19 protein-coding genes are annotated in these 23,846 nt (G+C 48.7%); 12 read left to right on the top strand and 7 right to left on the bottom strand.

Annotation, left to right across the window (positions count from 1 at the left end; genetic code table 11):
• The first annotated feature begins 11 nt into the window (after window positions 1-11).
• From HMPREF1548_RS26935 to HMPREF1548_RS26925, 3 genes are all read left to right on the top strand, one after another.
• Window positions 12-677 (top strand): pentapeptide repeat-containing protein, encoded by a 666-nt coding sequence (locus HMPREF1548_RS26935; RefSeq protein WP_035324196.1) that lies wholly within the window; start codon window positions 12-14, stop codon window positions 675-677.
• Window positions 678-719: 42 nt separating this feature from the next.
• Window positions 720-1,202, top strand: a complete 483-nt coding sequence (locus HMPREF1548_RS26930; RefSeq protein WP_021640003.1) for a YbaK/EbsC family protein — start codon at window positions 720-722, stop codon at window positions 1,200-1,202.
• A 136-nt stretch (window positions 1,203-1,338) separates the two neighbouring features.
• Window positions 1,339-2,352 (top strand): hypothetical protein, encoded by a 1,014-nt coding sequence (locus HMPREF1548_RS26925; RefSeq protein WP_021640002.1) that lies wholly within the window; start codon window positions 1,339-1,341, stop codon window positions 2,350-2,352.
• A 95-nt stretch (window positions 2,353-2,447) separates the two neighbouring features.
• On the opposite strand, the gene HMPREF1548_RS26920 is transcribed toward HMPREF1548_RS26925, so the two are convergent.
• From HMPREF1548_RS26920 to HMPREF1548_RS26910, 3 genes are all read right to left on the bottom strand, one after another.
• Window positions 2,448-3,332: a carbohydrate ABC transporter permease gene (locus HMPREF1548_RS26920; protein ID WP_021640001.1), complete on the bottom strand. Its 885-nt coding sequence runs from the start codon at window positions 3,330-3,332 to the stop codon at window positions 2,448-2,450.
• Window positions 3,333-3,349: 17 nt separating this feature from the next.
• On the bottom strand, window positions 3,350-4,267 hold the full coding sequence (locus tag HMPREF1548_RS26915) for an ABC transporter permease (protein ID WP_021640000.1): 918 nt from the start codon (window positions 4,265-4,267) through the stop codon (window positions 3,350-3,352).
• Window positions 4,268-4,379: 112 nt separating this feature from the next.
• Entirely contained in the window at window positions 4,380-5,921 is a 1,542-nt protein-coding gene (locus HMPREF1548_RS26910; protein ID WP_021639999.1) for an ABC transporter substrate-binding protein, read from the bottom strand.
• Window positions 5,922-6,859: 938 nt separating this feature from the next.
• On the opposite strand from HMPREF1548_RS26910, the gene recQ reads away from it, so the two are divergent.
• The 4 genes from recQ to HMPREF1548_RS26890 all read left to right on the top strand — a co-directional run bounded on the left by recQ (window position 6,860) and on the right by HMPREF1548_RS26890 (window position 11,854).
• Entirely contained in the window at window positions 6,860-9,214 is a 2,355-nt protein-coding gene (gene recQ / locus HMPREF1548_RS26905) for a DNA helicase RecQ (RefSeq protein ID WP_021639995.1), read from the top strand.
• Between the two features lie 44 nt (window positions 9,215-9,258).
• Complete coding sequence (locus tag HMPREF1548_RS26900; protein WP_147332396.1) at window positions 9,259-9,942, top strand: hypothetical protein; 684 nt, start codon at window positions 9,259-9,261, stop codon at window positions 9,940-9,942.
• Window positions 9,943-10,182: 240 nt separating this feature from the next.
• A complete protein-coding gene (dmpI, locus tag HMPREF1548_RS26895; RefSeq protein WP_021639992.1) occupies window positions 10,183-10,392 on the top strand; it encodes a 4-oxalocrotonate tautomerase DmpI in 210 nt (69 codons plus the stop codon).
• Window positions 10,393-10,543: 151 nt separating this feature from the next.
• On the top strand, window positions 10,544-11,854 hold the full coding sequence (locus HMPREF1548_RS26890) for a hypothetical protein (RefSeq protein WP_021639991.1): 1,311 nt from the start codon (window positions 10,544-10,546) through the stop codon (window positions 11,852-11,854).
• Window positions 11,855-11,938: 84 nt separating this feature from the next.
• Here the strand turns inward: HMPREF1548_RS26890 and HMPREF1548_RS26885 are convergent, their stop codons facing one another.
• Window positions 11,939-13,144 carry a uroporphyrinogen decarboxylase family protein gene (locus HMPREF1548_RS26885; protein WP_035324192.1) on the bottom strand — a complete coding sequence of 402 codons (1,206 nt, stop codon included), beginning with the start codon at window positions 13,142-13,144 and terminating at the stop codon, window positions 11,939-11,941.
• Between the two features lie 148 nt (window positions 13,145-13,292).
• On the opposite strand from HMPREF1548_RS26885, the gene HMPREF1548_RS26880 reads away from it, so the two are divergent.
• Window positions 13,293-14,078, top strand: coding sequence for a helix-turn-helix domain-containing protein (locus HMPREF1548_RS26880; protein WP_021639989.1), 786 nt, complete (start codon window positions 13,293-13,295; stop codon window positions 14,076-14,078).
• Between the two features lie 92 nt (window positions 14,079-14,170).
• Entirely contained in the window at window positions 14,171-14,485 is a 315-nt protein-coding gene (locus tag HMPREF1548_RS26875) for a DUF6881 domain-containing protein (RefSeq protein WP_035324242.1), read from the top strand.
• Window positions 14,486-14,734: 249 nt separating this feature from the next.
• Here the strand turns inward: HMPREF1548_RS26875 and HMPREF1548_RS26870 are convergent, their stop codons facing one another.
• Window positions 14,735-15,625, bottom strand: coding sequence for an ROK family protein (locus HMPREF1548_RS26870; protein ID WP_021639986.1), 891 nt, complete (start codon window positions 15,623-15,625; stop codon window positions 14,735-14,737).
• Window positions 15,626-15,707: 82 nt separating this feature from the next.
• Window positions 15,708-16,733: a MerR family transcriptional regulator gene (locus HMPREF1548_RS26865; RefSeq protein ID WP_021639985.1), complete on the bottom strand. Its 1,026-nt coding sequence runs from the start codon at window positions 16,731-16,733 to the stop codon at window positions 15,708-15,710.
• A gap of 287 nt (window positions 16,734-17,020) precedes the next feature.
• Between HMPREF1548_RS26865 and baiCD the strand changes: the two genes are divergently transcribed.
• Window positions 17,021-20,494: a bile acid Fe-S flavoenzyme BaiCD gene (baiCD, locus tag HMPREF1548_RS26860; RefSeq protein WP_021639983.1), complete on the top strand. Its 3,474-nt coding sequence runs from the start codon at window positions 17,021-17,023 to the stop codon at window positions 20,492-20,494.
• A gap of 256 nt (window positions 20,495-20,750) precedes the next feature.
• Here the strand turns inward: baiCD and HMPREF1548_RS26855 are convergent, their stop codons facing one another.
• Window positions 20,751-21,362 (bottom strand): methyltransferase domain-containing protein, encoded by a 612-nt coding sequence (locus tag HMPREF1548_RS26855; protein WP_035324190.1) that lies wholly within the window; start codon window positions 21,360-21,362, stop codon window positions 20,751-20,753.
• Window positions 21,363-21,594: 232 nt separating this feature from the next.
• Here HMPREF1548_RS26855 and rpiA point away from each other — a divergent pair, with 232 nt between their 5' ends.
• Window positions 21,595-22,374, top strand: a complete 780-nt coding sequence (rpiA, locus tag HMPREF1548_RS26850; RefSeq protein ID WP_021639979.1) for a ribose-5-phosphate isomerase RpiA — start codon at window positions 21,595-21,597, stop codon at window positions 22,372-22,374.
• A gap of 73 nt (window positions 22,375-22,447) precedes the next feature.
• Window positions 22,448-23,821 (top strand): effector binding domain-containing protein, encoded by a 1,374-nt coding sequence (locus HMPREF1548_RS26845; RefSeq protein WP_035324235.1) that lies wholly within the window; start codon window positions 22,448-22,450, stop codon window positions 23,819-23,821.
• The last annotated feature ends 25 nt before the right edge of the window (window positions 23,822-23,846 follow it).

Here is a 23,846-nt window from a genome sequence, read left to right as displayed (position 1 = left end):
GGGAAATGGGCATGGAGAAAAAAATGGTAAGAGTCGCGCCGCCGCAGCTGGGGCGTTCGCTCAGGGAAGCAGAGGACGGCCTGGCGCTTCTTGGCAATGCCTGCAGGGAGGATATGCCTGTGGAGCAATGCCATATCCGCGGACTGACGGTGGAAAACCAGGATTTTTATAAAATAAATCTGGAAGGCGTGATTTTTGAAAACTGTACCTTCCTCCATTGTAATTTCGAAAAAGCCAGTTTTATCGATGTGCGGTTTAAGACCTGCGATTTGTCCAACAGCCGCTTGGACGACTGTTATTTCAGCCGCTGCGAATTCCTTTCAGTAAAAGGGGTGGGTGCGGATTTCCATGAAAGCCTGCTGAAGGAGGTACGCATGGAGGAGTGCGGCCTTTCTTTTGCCAATTTCAGTGGAACCAGGTGGGAATCGGCGATATGGAACGCCTGCGATATGCAGGAAAGCTATCTGGCGGACTGCCGTTTTAAGAAAATGGAATGGAAAGGGCTGAACCTGAAGCGGGCCAGTTTTTTCCATACGCCCTTAAAGGGAATGGATCTTCGCGGGAATGAGATTGAGGGCATTGTTTTATCGGAGGAAAAAGGGGAGCTGCGGGGAGCGGTGACGGATTTATATCAGGCGGCGGAGCTTGCGAGGCTGCTGGGGATTGTTATAAAATAGGGTCTGTAAAAAAGGCCGGACAGCGGAAAGGAAGACAGGAAAATGGCAATTGACAAGGTAAGGAATTATTTGAAAAAATGGAATGCGGACGGCAGGGTTCTGGAATTTGAGGTTTCCAGCGCCACGGTGGAGCTGGCGGCGCAGGCGCTTCACTGCGAAGGCAAAAGAATTGCGAAGACACTGTCCTTTGATTTGGGGGATCGCTGCATCCTTATCGTGACTGCAGGGGATGCAAAAATAGATAACGCAAAGTATAAGGCAAAATTCGGGAAAAAGGCGAAAATGCTTCCTGCCATCGAGGTGGAAGAGAAAATCGGACATGCTGTGGGAGGCGTGTGCCCGTTTGCTGTGAATGAGAATATATCGGTTTTTCTGGATGAATCACTGAAACGTTTTGACACAGTGTTCCCTGCCTGCGGCAGCAGCAACAGCGCGATTGAAGTTAACATGGAGGAACTGGAGGAATACTCCGGAGCCTGTGAATGGGTGGATGTCTGCAAGGATTGGGCGCAGGCAGAGAGTTGATTTCGGACGGACCGGGGCCAGGATAAGCAGGGATCAGGATGCGTACAAGCCGGGATAGGCAGGAAATGGAATACACAGAAGCCGGAATAAAACGGAACCAGGATAAACAGATATGGTAAAAAGCAGGTAAGTGATTATGAAGGAAGAACGGTTTTCAGCTTTCAGACTGCATAAGGAGCATAAAGGGATTATTTTCCTATATGGTGTTTTTGCACTGTTTTTCAGCGCATTTTATCTGTTACTGATGAGCGCCTGGAGGCCGAAGGGCGCGGCGGAGCTGGGGAAATTTGCGGCGTGCGTCGGCCTGATTTATGTGGCGCCGGGGCTTATGTGCAGCCTGCTTGGCGGCATTCTGCTGGCAGGGCAGAAGAAGAGAGGTTATTTCCTTTTGATCCTGCGGAATTTTCCGGGGCTGGCGGCAGCAGTCCTGACAGCCGGGATTGTGGGATTTTTTTCTTCGATCTGTGCTGTTGTAGGGCTTTTCCTCGGCGGTTCTGGAAGAGTCCGTACACAGAAGGAACGGGATAAGGAGTGGGAAAAATTCGCTGAAAGCGGCGTGGGATATGCGGTAAATGCAGAAGAGAACGCGCCGGCGCTGATAGTTGACAATCGAAGGGGGCGTACGGAAGAAGCGGCGATGGTATTATCCGGCGGGCTGATGGCCTCTTTAAGCAACCTGATGCTCTGCGGCGGCATGGGAGAGGGCAAATTGCCGGGACGTGCCGTGGACAGGAGCCTGGAGGTCTATGTGAGGCTTAAGGTTTATTTTGATAAGCTGATATTTTCAGGTGTTGAGGTGGCAGTTGGCTGTCTTATGACAGCGGTGTTTACATTTCTTTATGATGACAGGCGTATTGTGGGGCCGGAGGCGTTTGGGGGCGGAAGGCGGTCTGAGAATTCCCTTGTATTTAAAGCGCTGGCGAGGTGGGCCGGGGCAGCGGGAATGGCCGCAAAGCCCATGCCTGCGGATTTCATGGGCTTTGCGCTCTGGCTGCTGGTTCTGGCCGTAGTCTGTATGTATGGATACCATTTTTACAGGTGCTTCCGGCTTTATTGCTGGAATGATTCCTGGGAAGAAACATACAGGGGGAAGCTTGAGACTGCAGGCGTTGCGCCCCATATCAGTACGGTAACTTTTCCTGAATGGTAAAAAAAGGGAAAGTCCCGGGCATTCTGTGCCGCAGGGACTTTCCCTTTTGTAATTTTTCCGTAGCTGTGAGGGCACTGGAGAATTAAGTCTTTTGCTTAACCCTTTACAGCGCCGATGGCAATACCTTTTACAAAATATTTTTGCATGAAAGGATATATAACCATAACCGGCAGAATGCCCATTACGGTCAGAGCCATGCGGACTGAGGTGGAAGGCAGATCAGCGGTGTTGATATTGCCTCCGGCCTGCGCCTGTTGCCGCAGGGAGTCGAGATCCCTCTGGATATTCATCAGCAGTACCTGGATACTGAACATACGATCGTCGTTCAGATAGTACAGACCGTTCATCCAGTCGTTCCAGTAGGCCAGGCCAACAAGCAGGCCGATGGTGGCGATGATGGGCAGGGCCATGGGCAGTACGATGCCGAAAAGTATCTTAAATTCGCTGGCGCCGTCAACCCGGGCCGCCTCAATGACCGCATCCGGAATATTAGCGGTGAAATAGGTACGCATCATAATAACGTTGAAAGCGCTCATCAGCAGGTTGGGGATAAGCAGGGCGAATACGGTGTTGCGGATATGGAAGGTTTGGGTCCACATAAGGTATGAGGGAACCAGACCACCGGAAAAAAGCATGGTGAAGAATAAATAAAAGGCGAATATGTTCCTGCCCGGCAGTTCCTTCCGTGAAAGCGGATAGGCATACAGTGTGGTGAACAGCAGGTTGCACACCGTACCGATTGCAGTCACCAGAAAGGAAATTGCATAACCGCGGAATACTGCGGCAGATTTCGTAAACAGATATTCATATGCATAGGTACTGAACTTCTCAGGAAAGAAGCTGTAGCCGTTTGTGATCAGAGTCTGTTCTTCAGTGATGGAGGACATAATCAGCAGTATGAAAGGTGCAATTGCACAAATAATAAGAAAGCTCAACAGGATATGAGCAAAAATCTGGAATCCTTTTCCCTTGTCTACCATAATATGCTGCCTCCTTCTTAAAACAGGGAACTCTCATTGTCCACCTTGCGGACAATAAAGTTAGCGGTTACTACCAGAATGAATCCTACAACAGACTGATATACGCCTGCTGCGGAGGACATGCCGATGTTGTTGGTCTGCATCAGGCCGCGGTACACATAGGTATCGATGGTCTGGGTCACGCTGATCAGGGGACCGGAGTTCTGGGGAACCTGATAGAACAGACCGAAATCAGACCGGAAGATACCGCCCAGGGCCATCAGGGTCAAAATGATAATTGTAGATTTCAGGCCGGGCAGTGTTACATTTTTGATTTGCTGCCAACGGCTGGCACCATCTACCACGGCCGCCTCATACAAAGTGTGGTCAATACCGCAGATGGTGGCATAATACAGTATCATGTTGTAGCCCAGGCCTTTCCAGATGTTGATGACAACCAGGATGACAGGCCAGTATTTAGGGCTGTTGTACCAGTCGATAGGTTTTGCGCCGAAAGCAGCCAGAAGCGAGTTGTTGATATAACCATTGCTGCTGCTCAGGAAAGCAAATGCCAGATAGCTGACGATAACCATGGAAATCAGGTAGGGAATGAGGATTACGGTCTGGTACAGCTGTTTGGCCTTTTTGCTGTGGACTTCGTTAAGGATAATGGCCACTGCAACAGCCAATATGGTGCCCAGCCCGATAAATACCAGGTTATAGAGCAGGGTATTCCGGATCATGACGAAGGCATCTTTTGTGCGGAAAAGGAATTCAAAGTTTTTAAAACCGCACCACGGACTGCCATAGATGCCGTCTCTGGCGTTATACTGTCGGAACGCGATCTGAATGCCAAACATGGGTATGTAGCAATTGATAAACAGATAGATGACGCCAGGCACGAACATCAAATAAAGGGGCCAGAATCGTTTCAGCTTTTTTCTGACATTCTTCATATTTTAGTCCTCCCTATGATTTGATAATGTGTAAAGAAGAGGCGGGTTGGGGAGCAACCCATACCCGCCTTCCTTTTTTGCATGCTTATGTTTATATCAGGGTTTCCGGAGTTTATTTCTTACCTGCCAGAAACTCATCCAGCTGACGCTGTTTCTCTGCAATGATTTCATTGATGCCGGCGCTTTCCAGTTCAGCAATGAACTTGGGAAGGTTTTCATTCGGGTCCATAGCGCCCCAGCGAAGTGCTGTGTGGTATGCGGATACAACGTTGTTGCAGGCGGTAACCTGGTTCAATACCGGGTTGCTGTCCCAGGAGAAGCCATGGGCAGGGCTGGCAACACCGCTTTCATTGAACTTATTCAGCTCATCCCACAGGTCAGCCTGAGCACCTTTCCAGAGAGGAGTAATCTGCTGGTTAGGCCAAGCCCAGTCAACGGAGGAATAACCGCTGGCATTAGGATCCACGCCTTCGGGAGTGGTAATAAAGGTTTTGGAATCATCTGTGTATACCCAATGCTTGCCTTCGATACCATTGATAAACAGGTTGGAAACCTCAGGATCGGTATACATCAGGTTCCACAGCTCCATAGCCTTTTCAGGATGGGGTGAGCTGTAAGGAATGATGAAGGAGTTGCCGTTGGATACGTCGGTATATTTGTAAGGCTCAACCACTTTCATGAATACCACTTCTTTGCCTGTGGACTTGTAGTTTTCCAGTTCCTTGCCGGGCTTCCAGTTTTCAAACATTGCAAAACCGTTGCCGGAGAGCAGGTTGTTTTCAGTGGTTGTGGTAGCATCAGGCATGATCAGGCCTTCCTGATTCCATTTGTACATCATTTCACAGAATTTGCGATAGCTTTCAGTCGCATAATAGTTCACAACCTCTGTGGTGTCGTTGTAAACATTTTCCAGAATGCCCAGGTTATCGCCCAGAGGATCAGTAGGCAGAGTTTCCTGCATACCGCCGCCGGCCCATGTGGGAACGAGAGGATACATGTCGGGATATGCTTCATGAACCTGAGTCAGGATTTTGTACATATCATCGTAAGTACCCATTTCAGGAACTTCAATTCCCAGTTCGTCCACGATATCCTTGCGCATGGAGAAACCAGCGGAACGGGAAGTGTCCTTCATGTCGGGAAGTGCATACAGTGTACCGCCGAAACAGCAGGCATCCAAGTCAACAGGATTGATAACTTCAAGAGCGCCCTGTCCGTATTTTTCAACCAGATCGTCCAGAGCTGTAGCATAGTTGTTACGTACAATAGCAGCCAGCTGGCCGTTAACGTTATTATAGTTCAGCATATCGATGGGTTCACCGGAAGTAAGAGCCAGATTGATCTGTTCTGCGTCCTGACCGCGGACAAGCTCGATTTCAACACCGATTTTCTCGCGGGTAATCTCGCTGATAGCGGCGGCAACCTCGTTGCAGTCTTCGGTATCGGCACTGCCGACGCCCCATACCACCAGCTTTACAATCTCGCCGTTATTCTCACTGCCGCCGGTATTTTCGGCACTTGCGCCTTCATTGGAAGCGCCTGCATTGTCTGAATTTCCTGTACTGCCTGTACTGGTGCTGCCGCATGCGGCAAGGCTGGCTGCCATTACGCCGGCCAGCAATAAAGCTGCACCCTGTCTCCAAAATTTAATCATGTTATTTCGCTCCTTACTTGGTTAGTAGTAGTTATTAAAGCCCCTCTCCAAGGGCTGGGTCATGATGTAAGGGCCGCCGCAGCCTGCATGTCCTGCCTGCCCATTGTCCGCGAAACGGAAAACAGTGCAAAAAGGTTCTGGCTACAGTCCCCTGCATTGTAGATAATTGCCTTTCTTATCCGACAGCTAATGGATAGGGAAGGTGTGTGTCTGCCCTGACGGGTTAACCACTGTCAAAATGCGCAGGCGGTTCAAAGCCTGACTTAAATCTCTGCTTTTTCATACTCTTTTTCATCCCTCCTTTTTCAGACTGTCTGAAAACCTCCTTTTGGGTATAAAACCCGCTTCCGTTATTTTCCTGAGTACAATTTATGTTCTCCGTAAAACACCCTCCGGGAAGCTTTTTCCCCTGAAGCAGCCGGTTATCCGGCTGTTTTGTTTTCGGACAATCCTCTTTCTTGATTAATATTATATTTATCGTTAAACTAAATCTTTTTATTATATTGCCATTACTTTATAAACTTTGTCAATATAAATCACAATAAAAAACATAAATTTAGTAATTATATACAATTTTATTTATGTAAATTGGTAATTAATTCCAGTTATATCGTTAAACTTACAAACAGAAGTTAAAAAGCCTCAGAAAGCAAAATCGTGTATGCAGCGGCAGGATTTTTTGGGAAAAAGATTTTCCGTAAAGAAAGGCGGATGGAAAAAAACGTGGTAAACGGCGCATTTTGATTGCATAACCGGACATATCTGTGATAGGATGAAAGCATCGAATTTCTGTTGAGGCCGTAAGCGCCTTGTCATGTGTGTATTGTGTGAGTCTTGAAGAGAGATCTCCCTGAATTTCCGAAAATAACGGAAAAGAACAGACGGAAAAAAAGGAAGAGGCGGCCGGATACGGCGGGCTTTTTATTTGGAGGAACGAAATGGATAAATATCAGATATTGAAGCAGTATTTTGGATATGACAGCTTCAGGGACGGACAGGAGCTGCTGATAGACGGTATTTTGCAGGAACGAGATGTCCTTGGAATTATGCCTACCGGAGCGGGAAAGTCTCTCTGCTATCAGGTGCCTGCTTTAATGCTGCCCGGAATTACGCTGGTGGTATCGCCCCTGATATCCCTGATGAAGGATCAGGTAGGGGCCCTGAACAGCGTGGGAATCCATGCGGCTTTCCTGAACAGCTCACTTACATATGGTCAGTACAGGAAGGCATTGGAATACGCGAAGGCTGGACGATATCCCATCATTTATGTGGCGCCGGAGCGGCTGGTGACGGAGGAATTCCTGGATTTTGCCAGAACTGCCCAAATTTCCATGGTTGCCGTGGATGAGGCGCACTGTGTCTCCCAATGGGGACAGGATTTCCGTCCCAGCTATCTGAAAATTTCAGAGTTTATCGGAATGCTGCCTGAGCGGCCGGTGGTCGGCGCTTTTACGGCTACGGCTACCAAAGAGGTCAGGGATGATATCATAGATATTCTTATGCTCCGTACCCCGGAGGTGCTGACGACCGGCTTTGACCGGCCGAATCTCTATTTTGCCGTGCAGACTCCCAAAGATAAATATGCCACAATGAAAAATTATCTGGAGCTTCACAGGGAAGAAAGCGGGATTATTTACTGCCTGACCAGAAAAGTGGTGGAGGAGGTCTGCGAGCGGCTGCGGGGGGACGGTTTTCCGGTTACCCGTTACCATGCGGGACTCAGTGACGGTGAAAGGAGACAGAACCAGGACGATTTTATTTATGACAGATATCCGGTTATGGTGGCTACCAATGCCTTTGGAATGGGCATTGATAAATCCAATGTGCGGTATGTAATACACTATAATATGCCTAAGAATATGGAGTCGTATTACCAGGAGGCCGGCCGCGCGGGCAGAGACGGGGAGCCGGCGGAATGTATCCTCCTCTACGGCGGCCAGGATGTGGTGACGAATCAGTTTTTTATCGATAATAACCAGGATAATCAGGAGATGGATCCGCTGACAAAGGAGCTTGTGATGGAGAGGGACAGGGACCGGCTCCGGAAGATGACTTATTATTGTTTTACCAATGAGTGCCTGAGAGATTATATTCTGCGGTATTTCGGAGAATATGGCTCCAATTACTGCGGGAACTGCTCCAATTGCTTAAGCCAGTTTGAAGAAGTGGACGTGACGGAGATTGCCAGAGTCCTGCTGGGCTGCGTGCTTGCCTGCCGCCAGCGGTATGGGACGAATGTGATTATAGACACGGTGCATGGTGCAAACACGGCGAAAATCAGGCAGTACCGGATGGATGAAAACCCGCATTACGGGGAGCTGTCCAAAGTGCCTGCCTATAAGCTGCGTCAGGTGATGAATTATCTGATGCTGAATGAGTATCTGGCCGTCACCAACGATGAATACGCCATCGTGAAGCTTACCGGGAAGTCAAAGCTTATCCTGGAAGAGGATGAGACGGTGATGATGAAAATGGCGAAGGAGCAGGAGCATCCTGCGAAGGCTGCCGGTGAAAAGAAGGGCAAAAAGAGCAGGGGCGCCGTCGCCTTCGATCTGGATGAGGAGGATGAGAGGCTGTTTGAAGTCCTGCGCGGACTGCGCGGGGAAATCGCACGAAAGGAAGGCGTGCCGCCTTATATAGTTTTTTCGGATAAGTCGCTGGTGCATATGTGCGTGATACGGCCTGTGGATAAGAATGAGATGCTGTCAGTATCAGGCGTTGGTGAGTTCAAGTTTGAAAAATACGGAGAGCAGTTCCTGCAGTGTATTGCCCGGTTCAACCGGGAGAACGGCAAGACGGATGAACCGGACAGCTTGGGCGCTGTGGATTTTTCCAGCCTGGATTATGATGTGGTGCAGGATTATGAAGGGGTGCCGGAGCTGGAAGCGGATGCGGGAAAAGAGGAACTGCCGGCCGGTACGAAAAGCGGGAAAAAGACGAAGGAAGAGTTTGTGATGACGGAGGAAATCGCGTCGCAGATACACTATGCCCCGCGGATGTCCTTAAGTGATCTTGTGGGTCAGATGAATGATTTACGGGATGAGAGCGCGACGAAACGTCTGACCATAAAGGCGGTGGAGCAGATGCTGCTGGAAGAAGGGCTTTTTGAACTGAAATTCGTCAATCGGATGCCGCTGCGGAAGATAACGGAATATGGGAAGGATTTTGGGATAGAAGCCGAGGTACGGGTCAGTTCCAAAGGGAATGAATATGAGGTGTTTTATTATACGCAGGAGGCGCAGAGAGGGATTGTGGAGCTGCTGCTGACTGCGGAGGATGGAACAAGGGGTTGAAGCAGGATAAGAGTTTAAATATAATTGTACAGGGGGAATTCAAAATGAAGCCTGAAATGATAAATGGTATTATTGTGCCGTATAATTTATCAACCAAACAGCTTATTGACAGACTGCACGCTGCAGCAGATATGTCCTGCTTTTCTGTTTGCTGCACAGCTCTTTCGTATAAAGACGATGAAGAAGCGTATGAGGCCTTGCTTCCGTATTTATCTGACAATGATTATCATAAAAGGCTTTATGTATTCGGTGTGATATTTCGTATGCCTTACGCCATTAAGCTAAATGATAAATTGCAGGAAGCGTTGTTGACTGATGATATCCATTTTATTATAAGAGCATTAGAGGCGTACTCCAGCGGTAAGTTTTGTATTCACGATGAAATTATACGCGCGTGCTTTTTGAACAATCATGAGCAAATTGACGCATGTTATTATGCGTGTTTACAGCAGCTTTCCCCTACACAAGAAAATCTTGAATTTTTTAAATTGCTTTTTAATATATCAAATAACATCAGTCACCGTATTGCACTTGCTGAAGTAATTACCGAGAGAGCGACCCAAAAAACATTTTATGAATTATTGGATTTATTTCTTGATGACAGCGCAGAAAAAATACGTTATCAAGCAGCTAAGCTGGCAATTAGATTCTGTGATACAGATGCATTAAAAAAACTTTCAAACGATACTGATGGTCACATTCGTAAGCTTATAAACAAAAGTCTATGAGCACATTGCCGGCTATAGAAAACAATGTAAAGTTGTGTAGAGGAATAGAGGATAGGGAACAAATATTTTTCCATTATACAGACCGGCTACAGATATGCTAACAGGACTTTGGCGTGGGGACAAAGACATTTTAGATGAGGCGGTTCCAAAAGCAAATAAATTTGCAACATTATTTGTGAAATATCCTGAGCCAACCATAAACCATGTTTTAACCAATCCCAATTTATAAGGAGGAGTAAAATGCCATATATAACAATTGAAAGCGGAGCTTTATCAGATGAACAAAAAGAAAATCTGATTAAGCGTTTAACAGAAGTTTCATCTGAAATAATGAATGTACCGCAGGAATTTTTCTCTGTTACCATTAAAGAATTACCAGATAAAAATTTTGGTATTGGTGGAAAAACAATAGACAAAGTAAAGTCCGAGTATATGGAAAAACATAAATAAATTCCAGCTGGCTGCGCGGCAAATGACGGGGAACCGCCTGCATGAATTCTTCTGTACAGCGGACCGGATATCTGGCCGTCACCAAGGAGGAATATGCCATCGTGAAGCTTACCGGGAAGTCAAAGCTTATCATGGAGGATAGGATGGTGTTATGGAAATGGCGAAGGAGAGGGATATTATGCTGTTTCAAAAAGAAAAGATAGAGGTAATTGCAGGACGCAGGGGGTGTTTGGCGGCATTTCCCTCGGAGCATCTGCTTCTTGCTGTGCGGGGCAGCTGTGGGAGGTTAAGCATGGACTGGTTTGAACCGGAAAAAGAAGCCAGAGGATGCGAAGCGGACTATCGCTCTATCCTGTATCTGGGCGAAACCCCGCTGCTCAGGATACAGGCCAACGGCTCCCCTACCTGTGAGAGTATGCTGGCGGCAGGGTATGGGATACCGGAGGGCTGCAGGGAAATTCGTTCGGTCCGGGCTGCATTGGATAAGCCATATGCCGGACTTGCGGATGCGCTGGAGCGGGTGAGGCCGGTCCTTGGCCTGCTCCAGCCGGGAATTTATGTATTGTCTTATTCGGATTACTATCCAACCGATGGTGACGGGCATTTCTTCTGGGATGTACCGGAGTCATTGACGTCATTCAAAGCGACGTCGGAGTACTATGATTCAGATAAGCATCGTGTGCTTCCCTGTTTCCCCTGCTATCTCTATCCTGCGCAGAGCGCACAAAAGTACGATCCTCAACAGGCGGAGAACTATCGGCGGCGCCTCAGGGCAGGGGAGGCGCTTCCTCCTGTTTTGGCCTATTCGCTCTGGGGATATATGAGTGTCCTTCTGGATGGGCACCACCGCGCCTGCGCCTGTGCACTGGAGGAAAAAACAGTGCCGGCCCTGACCATATCGCGTCCGGGGCGTATCTGGAGAGAGGGAATCCTGCATATTGTCTGGCCGGACGGGAGCGAGACGCCGGCGGCGGATATCATCACCCCTGCGCAGCAAAAACTCTTTGATTGCCCGTTGGGAAGGAAACGAAGGGGAACGCCTCCGCCGATCGCCTCCGGTGTCGGTCCGGTATGGGACATAGAGTATATAAAGGCAGCGCAGCGTTACCCCATGTATGCCGATGCGGGAGCGCTGGCGCTGTACCCGGGGGTGGAACTGAATGCGGAAGGGCTTCGATGTCTGGCGATGGATGATGATCATGAGGATCCGGACTCGGCGGCGCGGCTGCTGCGGTATGCCGCACGGCAGCCCGGAGCCGATGCAAAGGACCTTGCTATGGCGTTCATCGAGCCGGGATACCCGGATGTGCTGCGTCAGAGCGCTTTTGAGGTATTGGATCGGATGAAAGATGATCCGGAAATTGATGAACTGATGATTTCCGTATTGGTCAACTGTGAGCGGGAAGACGATCCTGTCTACCGGATCGCCAACGGGCATTGGGATTCATTGGACGGGGAATGAAATGCTTTGCCGTCCGCTTAAATTTTCCATCATTCAGATAATTGAGAGCGGCGGCCTCGCTTAATCTGGTAGTTCCTGCCGGTTCTAATAGTCCCGTGCATCACGATACGCATCCAGCATAGCCTTCAGATGATGCTCCGGCATATTCGCAGGCAGGTTATGGACTCCTGCAAAAATATAATTTCCACCGGCGCCCAGTATTTTAACATTTTTATAAACGTTTCTGTAGACATCCTCGTAAGAGGAGGATATATCAATAAGCTGTGCATCATAGCCGCCGCCCCAGAAAACCACATCCTTTCCAAAGCGTTGCTTAAGGGCTTCCGCCGACATACCTGCGGCGGAGGTCTGGACAGGGTTAACGATCTGAACGCCGCATTCGATGAGATCCCCTAAGATAGACGCGATGGATCCGCAGGAATGCAGATTTATTTTCATGTTGGTGATGCTGCGCCAGCCCTGGAAAAACTGTTTATAAAAAGGCTTATAAATATCCCTCCACAGTTCTTCGCCGATGGTAACGCCATTGTTGTCGCCAAAGTCATGTGCCACCGATAGGATATCCACGTATTTTCCTACGGCCTGTTCCAGCAGCTCAATCTGCTTTAAGCCTGCTTCCACGCATTTTGACAGCAGCGCCCGCATCACATCCGGTTCTTCCATCATTAAAACCATGGAACCGATCATACCGCCGGGAGCTACCTGCAGGTCGGTAATGCTTTCCCCAAGACAGAGAGACAGATCCGTTTCTTCATATAATTTTTTCGCGGCATTTTCCAGATTACGGAGTGTTTTTTCTTCAATTGTGTCCCTGGGATGGAATTGCTCCGGATCCGGCACTTCGATTTCAGCCATCAGGTCAACAGCCTCATTTTGATCAAAATAATAGGAGCCCTTCGGGCAGATTACTCCGCCGCAGCTGTCCCAGACCAGGTATCCATCGCTGTTTACACTAAAATAATCCTGCACCGGTATGGAGAAGGTTTTTCCCCAGAGCTTCTGTTCCTTCCATTGCCCGTCTGCGTCTCCCCGTAGATCACTTTTACACATATTAGGGGAGGCAAGCAGGATAAGGTCTCCGTCCATGGCACGGATTACGGGTTCTTCAAAAACGGCATTCATCATAAAGGTATCTACTCTGGCGGGCTTTTGCTCCACGCCCATAAGCTCCTGCAGATTGTCATAAGCTATTACGTGCAGTCCTGCTGTTTCGCAGCCGCCCAATCCATTCGGTACACGATCCGGAAGCTGGTGATTAAGGACAGCATGTACGCGTTCTCTTGAATTCATAGCATTTCCTCCCAATAATTCATGTTTTGTGTATAAGTCAATCATGCCAAACCATTCCTGTATATTCAATGACATAACCTATGAATTTGTTGACATATCCTACTGCGATTAATATAATGTGTAATAAATTCAGAAAGGAAAAAATATTATGCCGCTGTTATATGGAATTCGCCATGCCTGGCCGGAACAGGCCGGTTTCTGCCTGAACAGGAGAAAAGGATATCCGGGGTATTCCTTTGTACATTTTCTTACGAGTGTGGAAATTGTCATTGGTGGGGTAAGAACTGTGACGCCGAACCATACCTGCATCATTTATGCACCGGGCACTCCGCAGTATTTCATTGCGCGGCAGCCGCTGGTGCATGACTGGTTTCATTTTTCCGAAATGCCGGAGGGACTGCCGGAATGCCTGGACCTTCCGCTGGATACACTTCTTTACCCACGCCAGCCGGAATTGATAACGGCCATTGTGCAGGAGATGGAAAGCGAGTATTTTTCCCGGAAATCAGGAAGCAACCGGCTTATAATGCTGAAAATGACAGAATTATTTATAAAGCTTTCCCGTTCCCTGTCGGATGAGTATACTGCTGTTATTGATACCACCACCTCGGAGGGCTTACGCAGGCTTCGCAGCGAGGTGCTTCTTTCCCTGAATCATCCATGGACTGTGGCGGAGATGGCGGCCCGTATCCCCCTCAGCGAGTCCCGTTTTTATACGGTATACAAATCCTTTTATGGGACATCTCCCATGGAGGATCTCATCCGTGCAAGGATTGATTCGGCAAAAAATGCGCTTTTGTTTACGGACAGGACCATATCCTCCATCGCAGAGTCCCTGGGGTATAATAACCTGACCCATTTTATCCGCCAGTTCCGCAGCTTTACAGGGATGTCCCCATCCGGATACCGCAGAAATAGGGACAATAATTCATAGCCGGGTGAGTGCTGGTTTATGTTTGTGTGGATGGTATCGGTGAAATTGCCGGATATTTACTGTGCTTAGCTGATTCCGGGGAGGATGCGCATATGAAAGAAAATGTGGAATATATCAAGGTTTTTGCTGACTATGAATCGGACGATATGCCCGTTGTTTACCTTTATGAGGTTGATTTGGAGGATGAGCGGCTGGCGCTCAGGGCAATTGAGATTTTTGCGGACAGGAAAGTGAAATGTATAGAGGATTTCTATCGTGATGTTATTGAGATTCTTTCCATACCTTCTGTGGCAGAGCTGAATTCAGGAGAGTGGGGCGGGGGATTTTTTGCATTGGCCATTAGGGAAGAAGAATTTGAGGAGATATGGAATAGCGATAGTTATATGGGCAGATTATCTGCAGAGTAGCTTTTGGCATATTTGGATCACTTTCTGCGGTCTGCGCGCAGGGCAGGAGGTGGACTGATCTGGCCGAATAAAAATGTCTCACTCCGGGAACAGGGAGTGAGGCATTTTTAGAACGGCGGCGGGAAGCGCCTGTTTGTTTGGCTGGTTAGGCCGGTGGATGCAAAGAACTGCCTTTTGGCCGGCTTTGCCATAAGCCCTGACGTTTTCTTTTTTACACCACGGCAGCGCTGGCAAATTATCAAAGCAGCGTCACGTATCCATACCCGTTTCATAAAACGGTTTTACAGCGCCGAACAGGCCGGCATCATTGGCGAGCCTGGCGGGAACGATTTCGGCCAGATGCCGGTACTGGGGCGGAAGCTGGCGGTTTGTATGTTTTTCCAGGAGAGGAATAAGGATGTCGCTTTGCTTTGAAATGCCGCCGCCGATTACCACCCTGTCAGGGTCAAGCATCAGGATATTGTTCGCCAGGATACGGCCCAGCGTTTCGGTCCAGTCCTCCAACAGCCGGAGGCAGCAGGGATCATTGTCCCGGATGCGCTGGATAAAGGCAAAGCCGTCGAGCTGTTCTCCGGTAAGCTCCGAGGCCCTTCTGAGAATTCCCAGGGTGGAATAATTGATTTCCAGGTATTCTTCAGAGGAGGAATAATCACTGTAGCCGATTTCCCCGCTCTGAAAATGGCTGCCCGGATATGGCCTGCCATCCAGAATCAGGGCGCTGCCGATACCGGTTCCCAGGGTGATGCACAGCAGAACACGGCTGCCCTGGCCGCTGCCCAGCCAGTACTCCCCTAAAGCGGCGGCAGTACCGTCGTTCATAATAGATACCTTGAGAGACGGATTATGTTGCCGGAGGAATTCAGGGATATTCACGCCTTTAAGATAAGGCAGATTCTCAACGCCGCCCATACACAGTCCGTCCGATTGGATAAAGCCCGGACAGGACAGCCCTACATTTACGGCGCCGCAGGCAATAGCCTTATCGATAACAGGCAGCAGGTGCTGATAGAATTCATCCAGGTTTTTCAGGCCGGAGGTGGGAAAGAAATCTTTCCCGGTGAGCTTTCCGTCTGCCGTGACATAAGCATATTTGGCGGAGGTACCGCCGATGTCAATGGAAAGTGAAAGGTTTTTCTGCATAGTAATACTCCTCGTTTGTTTTTTATTTTAACAGAAGGAAAATAGTAACAGTTCAATTGCCGGACTGTTACGGTAAAATCCTTCAAAATAACAGCTTTTTAATGTCTTCTTTTTCCAGCAGGGCATAGGGGCTGAACGCAAATACTGTCATCCGTTCAAGCTCCCCTTTCCCATTCTGCTCCCAGTTAATGGGAAGAAGTTTCTCTGTGATTTCCTCATAAATCCGTGTCCCATGTTCTGTTGTCTGCAGCAGGTTCCAGATTAAGCCGCATAGAACACAGATATTATTATAAAAACGCTCATAATCACTGTTCAGTTCAAACATCATACTGCTCAGTTCGGAATATCCGATTGTCAGAAGCGGATAAATCAGCGGCGGATAGACGAGGTTCCATTTTTCCACAAGGGCGCTGTCCCGGAGAAAAGCATCAATTTGCTCCAGCATGCAGGCTGCATGGGCAGGAAGGCTGTCATGCTTTAAGGACGCTATAATTTCAGCCTGCTGCGCTGTTTTTTCGCTGCTGTAGGTGAGCTGTTCCGGCGTAAGGGCAGAAATGATGTACTTCATACTGCGCAGGAAAGGCTGATAATCCTCAATTACCTTCCGGGAAATTTTGCTCCAGATGAATTCCTGGTATTCACTGCGGGTTCCGGAAAGATAGGGCGTCCATATAAAAAGAGGGATGATTCTCTTGTCCAGCTCCGTAAAATCATCGGCGGCAGCCTTCTTTTCCTCATAGGATTCCATGAGCCTCAGGCTGGCGGCAAGGGAATCGCAGTCGATGGGGGCAGGATCATTTTCAAAATAGCGGGCAAGGATATCCACATTCCGCCGCATGGTGTCAATCCGTTTCGTCAGAGTGTCGATTTGCCGGTAGAAATAGTAGGAAGCGGTTCCTGGGAAACGAAGGATGTGGCGGATATCGGAAACGGGAAAATCCAGCCTGCGCAGCCGTGAAATAATAATGAGATTACGCACGTCCTCGTTCGAAAAATCATGATAACCGTTTACCGGATCTTCTTTTGGCATGATCAGTTTCTGTGAGATATAGAATTGGATGGTTCTCCTGGATAATCCGGTTTTTTCAATCACTTCCTTAATTCTCATGGATACTCCTTCCTTTATCAAAAAAAGCTGCCGTCCGGTGCAAACGTTACCGTCCGCCCGGTGCAAAAGCCTTCACCACAGAATATTTCTCCCTGCACATGATCCGGCCCGCTACCGGAAAGTGTACACCAGGTGAACAGTTTTCGAAAGGCATATTGTGGATAAAAATACATTTCATGTGCATATCTTCTGTTAATTATAACAAAATCTGAATAAAAAAACACCATTGACTGTACAGATTATGAATAGTTTACAATATAAGATATAAGAAAAGGAGGACGGAACTTATGTATGAAAAATTATTTTCTCCCATCAGGATCAAAGGGATGGAGCTGAAAAACCGTGTTATCCTGCCCGCAATGGGTACCCGTATGAGCGATCATAAAATGGTGACGGATAAGCTGATCCGATATCATGTTGCCAGGGTGAAGGGCGGAAACGGACTGAATATGGTGGAGGTAGCCAGCGTGGAGCCGTTAAGCTCCCCCAAGCAGTTCCTTTCCATTGCAGAGGATAAGTATATTCCGGGGCTGAAGAAGCTGACGGATGCCATCCATGAAGCGGGGGGCAAGGCGGGGATCCAGCTTTGGCAGGGAAGCATTGCCGTAAGCTTTGATCCGGCCGCAGTGATGTATGTGGCCTCTGACATGCCGGTGTCGGCGGAGCTTACACTGCCCGGTATCAGCGTGGAACAGATCCATTACATAGCGGACTGCTTTGGCAAAGCGGCGGCAAGGGCTGCAGAAGCAGGCTTTGACTGCGTGGAGTTCCACTGCGCGCATAACTATCTGCCCCATTCCTTCCTGTCGGGCGGAATCAACCATCGGACGGACGAATACGGCGGATCCCTGGAAAACAGGGCGCGTTTCCCGCTGGAAGCTATCCGCGCCATCCGCAGTGCGGTCCCTGCAGACATGCCGGTTTTCATGAGAATAGATGCGCATGATGATTATCTTGAAAACGGGCTGACAATAGAAGAAGTGGCGCAGTTCTGTAAATGGGCAAAGGAAGCAGGCGTGGATGTCCTGGATATTTCCAGAGGAAATATAATAACGCCGGCTTTGAAATATGAGGTGCCTTCCCTTGATCTGCCCTGCGGCTTCAATATTGACAATGCGGCATATATCAGGAAAGAAACCGGCATGCTGACAGTTGGCGTCGGCAGAATCAATACGCCGGAGCTGGCGGAGCAGATTCTGGAAGAAGACAAGGTGGATATGGTGGTTGTCGGCCGGGGACAGCTGGCGGATCCTGAATTCTGCAACAAGGCAAAGGCAGGAAGAAGAGAGGACATCATAACCTGTGTAGGCTGTGATCAGGGCTGCTATGACGGTTTTTCCAATTTGGATATGCCTCACATCACCTGCCTGAGAAATCCGGCGGTAGGCCTGGAAGCGGAGATGGCGCCGGTTCCCTGTAAAGATCCGGAGAAGGTGCTTATCGCAGGCGGCGGAATTGCCGGAATGCAGGCGGCGCTTGTATTGAAGGAACGCGGCGCCAGGCCGGTGATTTATGAAAGCAGCGATCATCTTGGCGGACAGTTCCTGCTGGCAGGGGAAGCGCCCCGCAAACAGGAAATGAAGGCGGCCATGCTTTCCATGGCGTCGCAGGTGAAAAGAGCGGGGATTGAGGTGCATCTGAATACGCCGTTAACCCCTGAACTGATCGCAGAGGAAAAGCCGCATACCGTAATCTGCGCAATTGGTTCCTCGCCCATCAGCCTGAGAATTCCGGGCGCAGACGGGGAAAATGTGGTGAACTCCCATCAGGTGCTGGGCGGAAAGGTGAAGGTTTCCGGTGCCGCCGTGGTAATCGGCGGCGGTCTTGTGGGTATGGAAGCGGCGGAATATCTTGCGGAAAGCGGCTGCAAGGTTACCGTCCTGGAAATGCTGCCGGAGGTATGCGCTGATATCGGGCCTGTCCGTAAAATCTGTGTGATGGAAGAAATTGCAAAACGTGGAATTGTAACAGTCACAGATATCACGGTAAACCGGATTGAAAATGGATGCGTGTATGGAATCAGGGATGGAAAAGAAGAGTCTTACCCCTGTGATTATGCGGTGGTCGCGGTTGGTTCCAGAAGTAATGACGCTTCGGCGCTGGAGGAAATCTGCCGCAATGAAGGCATCGCTTTCGTGAAGGTAGGGGATGCGCTGCGTGCCCGCCGTGCGATGAATGCCACCTTTGAAGCGCAGGAAGCGGCTGTTAAATTCGATCAGCCTGAATACCGTGAGGTGATTTCAAAAGCGCCCAAAACCGTTTTTGTAACAGGCGGAACCGGGAAAATGGGGATTGAAACGGTGAAGCAGCTGCTTGCAAGAAAACCGAAATTTGTGGTCCGCATGCTGGCGCGTCCTTCCGCAAAGAATAAAGAGCTTGTGAAAAAAATTGCAGATCCTTATCTGGAAGTAGTCTGGGGAGACATGAAGGATTATGAGACAATTCTGAAATGTGTAACCGGCGCGGATTATGTGCTGCATATCGGCGCCATGGTATCTCCGGCGGCGGATAAATATCCGGAAGAAACGCTGTATACGAATATCGGCTCCACCCTGAATATTATTAAAGCCATTAAGGAACAGCCGGATCCGGACAAGGTGAAATTCGCCTATGTGGGTACGGTGGCCATGACTGGTGACAGGCCGGTGCCTGTGAACTGGGGACGCTGCGGAGATCCCATCAATCCTTCCGCCCATGATTATTATGCGATGTCAAAGGTATTTTCCGAGCTTTCCGTATTTGACAGCGGGCTGAAATACTGGGTTTCCATCCGCCAGACCGGACAATACCCGCCGGATCAGGGAGCGGGCGAGGAGCCGATCCAGCACCATCAGAATCCCAATAACGTGTTGGAATGGAGCACGGCGGTGGAATCCGGCATCTGCATGGCCAATCTCTGCGAGGACTGGGTTCCTGAGGAGTTCTGGAGGAAGGCCTATAATTTAAGCAGCGGCAAGGGCTGGCGTTTTGCCCATTGGGAGCTGATGAATTTCAGCTTCGGTCCTATGGGAATCCGTTACCAGGATGTATTTGACGTGACAAAATGTGCGCTTTACAATTTCCATGGCCACTATTATACGGATTCCGATTTACTGGATGATATTTTACATTTCAGGGTAATCCCGCCGGAAAGCTACCGGGCGGAGGCGACGGCGGAAATGGAAGCGATGATGAAAAATCCCATGATTGCCGCCATGATGCCCAATACCCGGTCCATGAAGGAAAACCTGGAAAAAATCAGCCATAAAGAAATGGGAACCTCCTGGATGCTGGAGAATAATCAGGAAGACTGGATTCATGCATTTTTCGGATCCAGAGAAAAACAGCAGCAGATTAAGAGTGTGGAGGAAGGATATGAATTTTACCATCCTTCCGAGGAGAAGCCGGTTTATATGGATCACGGCTATGATGAGAGCAAGGCGCTGGAAGAGCTGCAGGCTGAGGATATCAGGAAGGCTGCGCAGTTTAGGGGCTGTGAGCTGCTGGATGAAAATATTCCCGATATTTATACGCCTCTGCGGTTCAGATGTTCGGAAGGCCATGAATATAAAATGAGCGTCAACGCCATGCTGCGCGGCGGCCACTGGTGCCCGGAATGCCAGCGGAACACCTGGCACTATGCCGATATGGCCCGTAAGAGCCCGTTCTATGCCCAGGTGTGGACACCGGTGCATGGGATCGGGGATGATTACAGCATACCGATGCGTTTCTCCGCATTTGATATCTGGAATGAGCTGAAGGAGAAGCTTGGTCTGGAATAAGCGGATGTGAAATGGTGGTTTGAGGAACGGTTTCTTTAAGGATGGTTTGTAATACCATAAAGAGGTTGGGACAAATAAGAAGTAAGGCAGTACAAATGGTATTACAGAAATAAAGCCACAGAAATGAAGCTACAAAAATAAATCTGCAGAAATAATTCAGTGGAAATAAAGCTGCAGCAGAGAAGCCCCTTCCTGCCGTCTTTGGCGGGGAGGGGCTTTAAGTGATTTGAAGAAAAAGCTGAAAAGGACGGCGGCCTCACTTTATCCGGCGGGCGGTAATTTTGTTAGAGGCATGCAGATGCCTGGGAACATTGGGGTGCTCGTCTTCAAAAACATACGACCTGAAATCAATAATCTCCCAATCCTCATACAGCTTCCTGATTTCGTCGTCATCTGCCATACCGATAGAAAAAGGTGCAATATCAGGAGAGGGAGGCACCTGGTTCGTAAACAGCTGCATAATATGAAAGCCTCCGACTGCCGTGGCTTTTTTGGATTTCATAATAAAATTGTGCCAGTCATTCTTACTTACAAAATGTAAGGTTCCAAATGACATTATGAGACTGTATTCTTTTACAAAGGAAAAACTGCATAAATTGCCAGTCCATGCATTAATTTCTAAAGAGTGTGCCACTGCCAAACGGCGCAGCTTTTCAATTGCATTTACCGACAAATCGAAAGCATCAATATTCCTAAATCCCTGTTTAGCCAGATACAATGAATTTTTTCCGTCACCACAGCCAACGTCAAGGACTCTTCCCGATTTGTCCAGCAGGTTTTCGATTGCAGTAATGGACTGGTTTGGTTGATTGCCAAATGTAAAAACTGTATCGTCTTTATATGTTTCTTCCCAAAATGGTACTTCCAATTTCGGCCTCCTTATAAATATGACGAACAATATTATAGGGTTACACGGACCAGTTATGGTTTCAGTCTAACGAATGCCGTTATTTTTGTCAAACCGGAAATGTACGGCACAGGAAAGCGTAACAATTGCCCCCATCAACTGGCCCCCGGAATTTTGTATAAAACAGATTGACTTTTATAACTGCAATAATCATAATTACAGTATAGATAGATGAAAAACGGAACAATAGTAAATGAATAAAGTGACTCACAGAAAGGTGAAAAACAGTATGGACAGCAGAAATCATGTAGAAATCAAAGAAGAACTGAAGAAAGCAGCGGCACTGGCTTCGGTTAAATATATCCGCGACGGGATGACGCTCGGCCTGGGCACCGGCTCCACCGCATATTATCTCATACAGGAGGTTGGCGCTATGGTCCGCGCAGGAAGGACTCTGCAGGCGGCCGTAACCTCTGAAGCGACGGAAAAGCTTGCCGTTTCACTGGGGATTCCCATTATCCGTCCGGAAGCCGGGATTAAAGTGGATTTGGCGATAGACGGTGTAGATGAAATCGATGACAGCTTTTGTGCGGTAAAGGGAGGGGGAGGCGCGCTTCTCAGGGAAAAAGTCGTTGCCCGCAGAGCGGAGCAGGTGATCTGGATCATGGATGAAAGCAAACTGGTAAAACGCCTGGGCACATTCCCCTTTCCCGCAGAGGTCCTGCCCTTTGGTTCCGCCTGGGCGGCTGAGGCGGTCAAAGAGCTGGGAGGAACGTCGGTCTGCCGTCAGAGGGACGGAAGGCCGTTTGTAACAGATAACGGCAACTGGATACTGGACATCAGCTTCTCAGAAAATATTGATTTCCTGACAGCGGCGAAAGCGGTCCGCGGAATACCGGGTGTATTGGAAACCGGCCTGTTTGACAAATTCTGCGACCGGATAATCGTCGGTACAAAGGAAGGCGTCCGTGAACGCAGGAACCCATTTAAAACGTCCGGAAATTCTGAAATGCATGGAGCTAAAGCAGAATGAGAAAAAAAGTCGGGTAACCTGTCCGGGTGTCTGCTATACTGAAAACATCTTAAGATTGCAGGAGGGCAGGCCGGTGAACTACTATGAAAGGATACAGAAAGCAATAGATTTTCTGGAGGATAATCTGGAAAATGAAATCAGGGCGGAAGAGGCGGCGAAAGAAGCGTATATGTCGGTTTCGAATTTTTACCGCCTGTTTTTTGCCATTACGGGATTTCAGGCAAAGGAATACCTGATTATGCGCAGAATGTCCCTTGCGGCTTATGATATATGCCAGGGGATGAAGGTGCTGGATGCCGCCGTTAAATATGCATACACCAGCGCCGATGCATTTTCCAGAATCTTTAAAAAAGTCACCGGCTTCTCTCCAAGCGCCTGTTCCCGGGAAAGAGCGGACTACAAGTTTGAAAGGATAAATGTTATGGATAAATATTTTGAAATTCCCGACGAAGAAATGAATGAAAAGTACCCGGATATCAAAATTTTGAAAGAAATGCCACCCATGCGTGTTGCTTATTTCTGTTATTACGGAAAAAATCCGGAGGACGGTGCATTTGCAACTATGAGCCAGTGGGTTTTGCGGGAAAAACTGGACATACGCAGTGGAAATTACCGTATTTTCGGTTATAATGCGCCTGACTGCGACCCTTCGGCGGAAGAATACGGATATGAGGTATGCGTCACGATTCCGGAGGATATGGAAGTGACGGATGAAAAAATAAAAACAAAGCGGCTGAGCGGCGGTCTGTATGCGGTTATCACAATTGAGCGGACAAAAGAGGAGGAACTGGGAGAAGGCATCATGCGCGGCTGGAAGCGTTTCTCAAATTGGCTGGAGGGAAGCAAATATGTATATGGTGACGCCCAGTGGCTGGAAGAGCATCTTGGCTTTGATGACGCATTTGCGCATACGGGCGGCGTGGAATTATACATGCCAGTGCGGCTGAAAAAGGATATCCAGGCGGAGCTTACCAATGAAACTGAGGAATATGTGGAACCTTTTATGACCGCATCCTGCACGGCGACAGGTCCCGGAGCGGAAGCGCGGGCGAGAAAGAAGCTGGCCGCGTGGATGGCAGACAGAGGAATCCTGCCTGGCAGGGAAGAGAACAGGCTCTTCGCCTTTTATAGCTTTGAAAAGCTGGACAGCCCCGGCTTTTTTTACCGCCTGTATATACAGATTCCGTATGAAATGGAAATAAAAGACGGGGAAGGCGTGATAAAAGAGGAATTTCCCGGCGGGCTGTATCTGAAAAGGCTTGTAAAATATGCGCAGAACGGCCGTTCCTGGTTTGATTTCATAAAAAAGATGGAGAATAGTGATCGGTACGGCTTCGGTCCGCAGCCATTCATGGAGGAGTATCTTGTTGATACTGTGGAAATCTGCGGGGAAACTGAGGTTGTCCAGTATATGCCGGTGGTGAAAAAGGATGGGGAGCAGGCTTAGGACTGGCAGGGGGCGGGAAATAACC

Source organism: Clostridium sp. KLE 1755 (assembly GCF_000466465.2).
GTDB classification, from domain to species: Bacteria; Bacillota; Clostridia; order Lachnospirales; family Lachnospiraceae; genus Eisenbergiella; species Eisenbergiella porci.
Note: the sequence above shows the minus strand (reverse complement) of the source record. Positions and strands in the feature narration are given on the sequence as shown.

Coding starts and splice junctions, on each gene's coding strand:
- HMPREF1548_RS26935 (WP_035324196.1), top strand. CDS start 12: ATGGAGAAAAAAATGGTAAGAGTCGCGCCGCCGCAGCTGGGGCGTTCG.
- HMPREF1548_RS26930 (WP_021640003.1), top strand. CDS start 720: ATGGCAATTGACAAGGTAAGGAATTATTTGAAAAAATGGAATGCGGAC.
- HMPREF1548_RS26925 (WP_021640002.1), top strand. CDS start 1,339: ATGAAGGAAGAACGGTTTTCAGCTTTCAGACTGCATAAGGAGCATAAA.
- HMPREF1548_RS26920 (WP_021640001.1), bottom strand. CDS start 3,332: ATGGTAGACAAGGGAAAAGGATTCCAGATTTTTGCTCATATCCTGTTG.
- HMPREF1548_RS26915 (WP_021640000.1), bottom strand. CDS start 4,267: ATGAAGAATGTCAGAAAAAAGCTGAAACGATTCTGGCCCCTTTATTTG.
- HMPREF1548_RS26910 (WP_021639999.1), bottom strand. CDS start 5,921: ATGATTAAATTTTGGAGACAGGGTGCAGCTTTATTGCTGGCCGGCGTA.
- recQ (WP_021639995.1), top strand. CDS start 6,860: ATGGATAAATATCAGATATTGAAGCAGTATTTTGGATATGACAGCTTC.
- HMPREF1548_RS26900 (WP_147332396.1), top strand. CDS start 9,259: ATGAAGCCTGAAATGATAAATGGTATTATTGTGCCGTATAATTTATCA.
- dmpI (WP_021639992.1), top strand. CDS start 10,183: ATGCCATATATAACAATTGAAAGCGGAGCTTTATCAGATGAACAAAAA.
- HMPREF1548_RS26890 (WP_021639991.1), top strand. CDS start 10,544: ATGGAAATGGCGAAGGAGAGGGATATTATGCTGTTTCAAAAAGAAAAG.
- HMPREF1548_RS26885 (WP_035324192.1), bottom strand. CDS start 13,144: ATGAATTCAAGAGAACGCGTACATGCTGTCCTTAATCACCAGCTTCCG.
- HMPREF1548_RS26880 (WP_021639989.1), top strand. CDS start 13,293: ATGCCGCTGTTATATGGAATTCGCCATGCCTGGCCGGAACAGGCCGGT.
- HMPREF1548_RS26875 (WP_035324242.1), top strand. CDS start 14,171: ATGAAAGAAAATGTGGAATATATCAAGGTTTTTGCTGACTATGAATCG.
- HMPREF1548_RS26870 (WP_021639986.1), bottom strand. CDS start 15,625: ATGCAGAAAAACCTTTCACTTTCCATTGACATCGGCGGTACCTCCGCC.
- HMPREF1548_RS26865 (WP_021639985.1), bottom strand. CDS start 16,733: ATGAGAATTAAGGAAGTGATTGAAAAAACCGGATTATCCAGGAGAACC.
- baiCD (WP_021639983.1), top strand. CDS start 17,021: ATGTATGAAAAATTATTTTCTCCCATCAGGATCAAAGGGATGGAGCTG.
- rpiA (WP_021639979.1), top strand. CDS start 21,595: ATGAATAAAGTGACTCACAGAAAGGTGAAAAACAGTATGGACAGCAGA.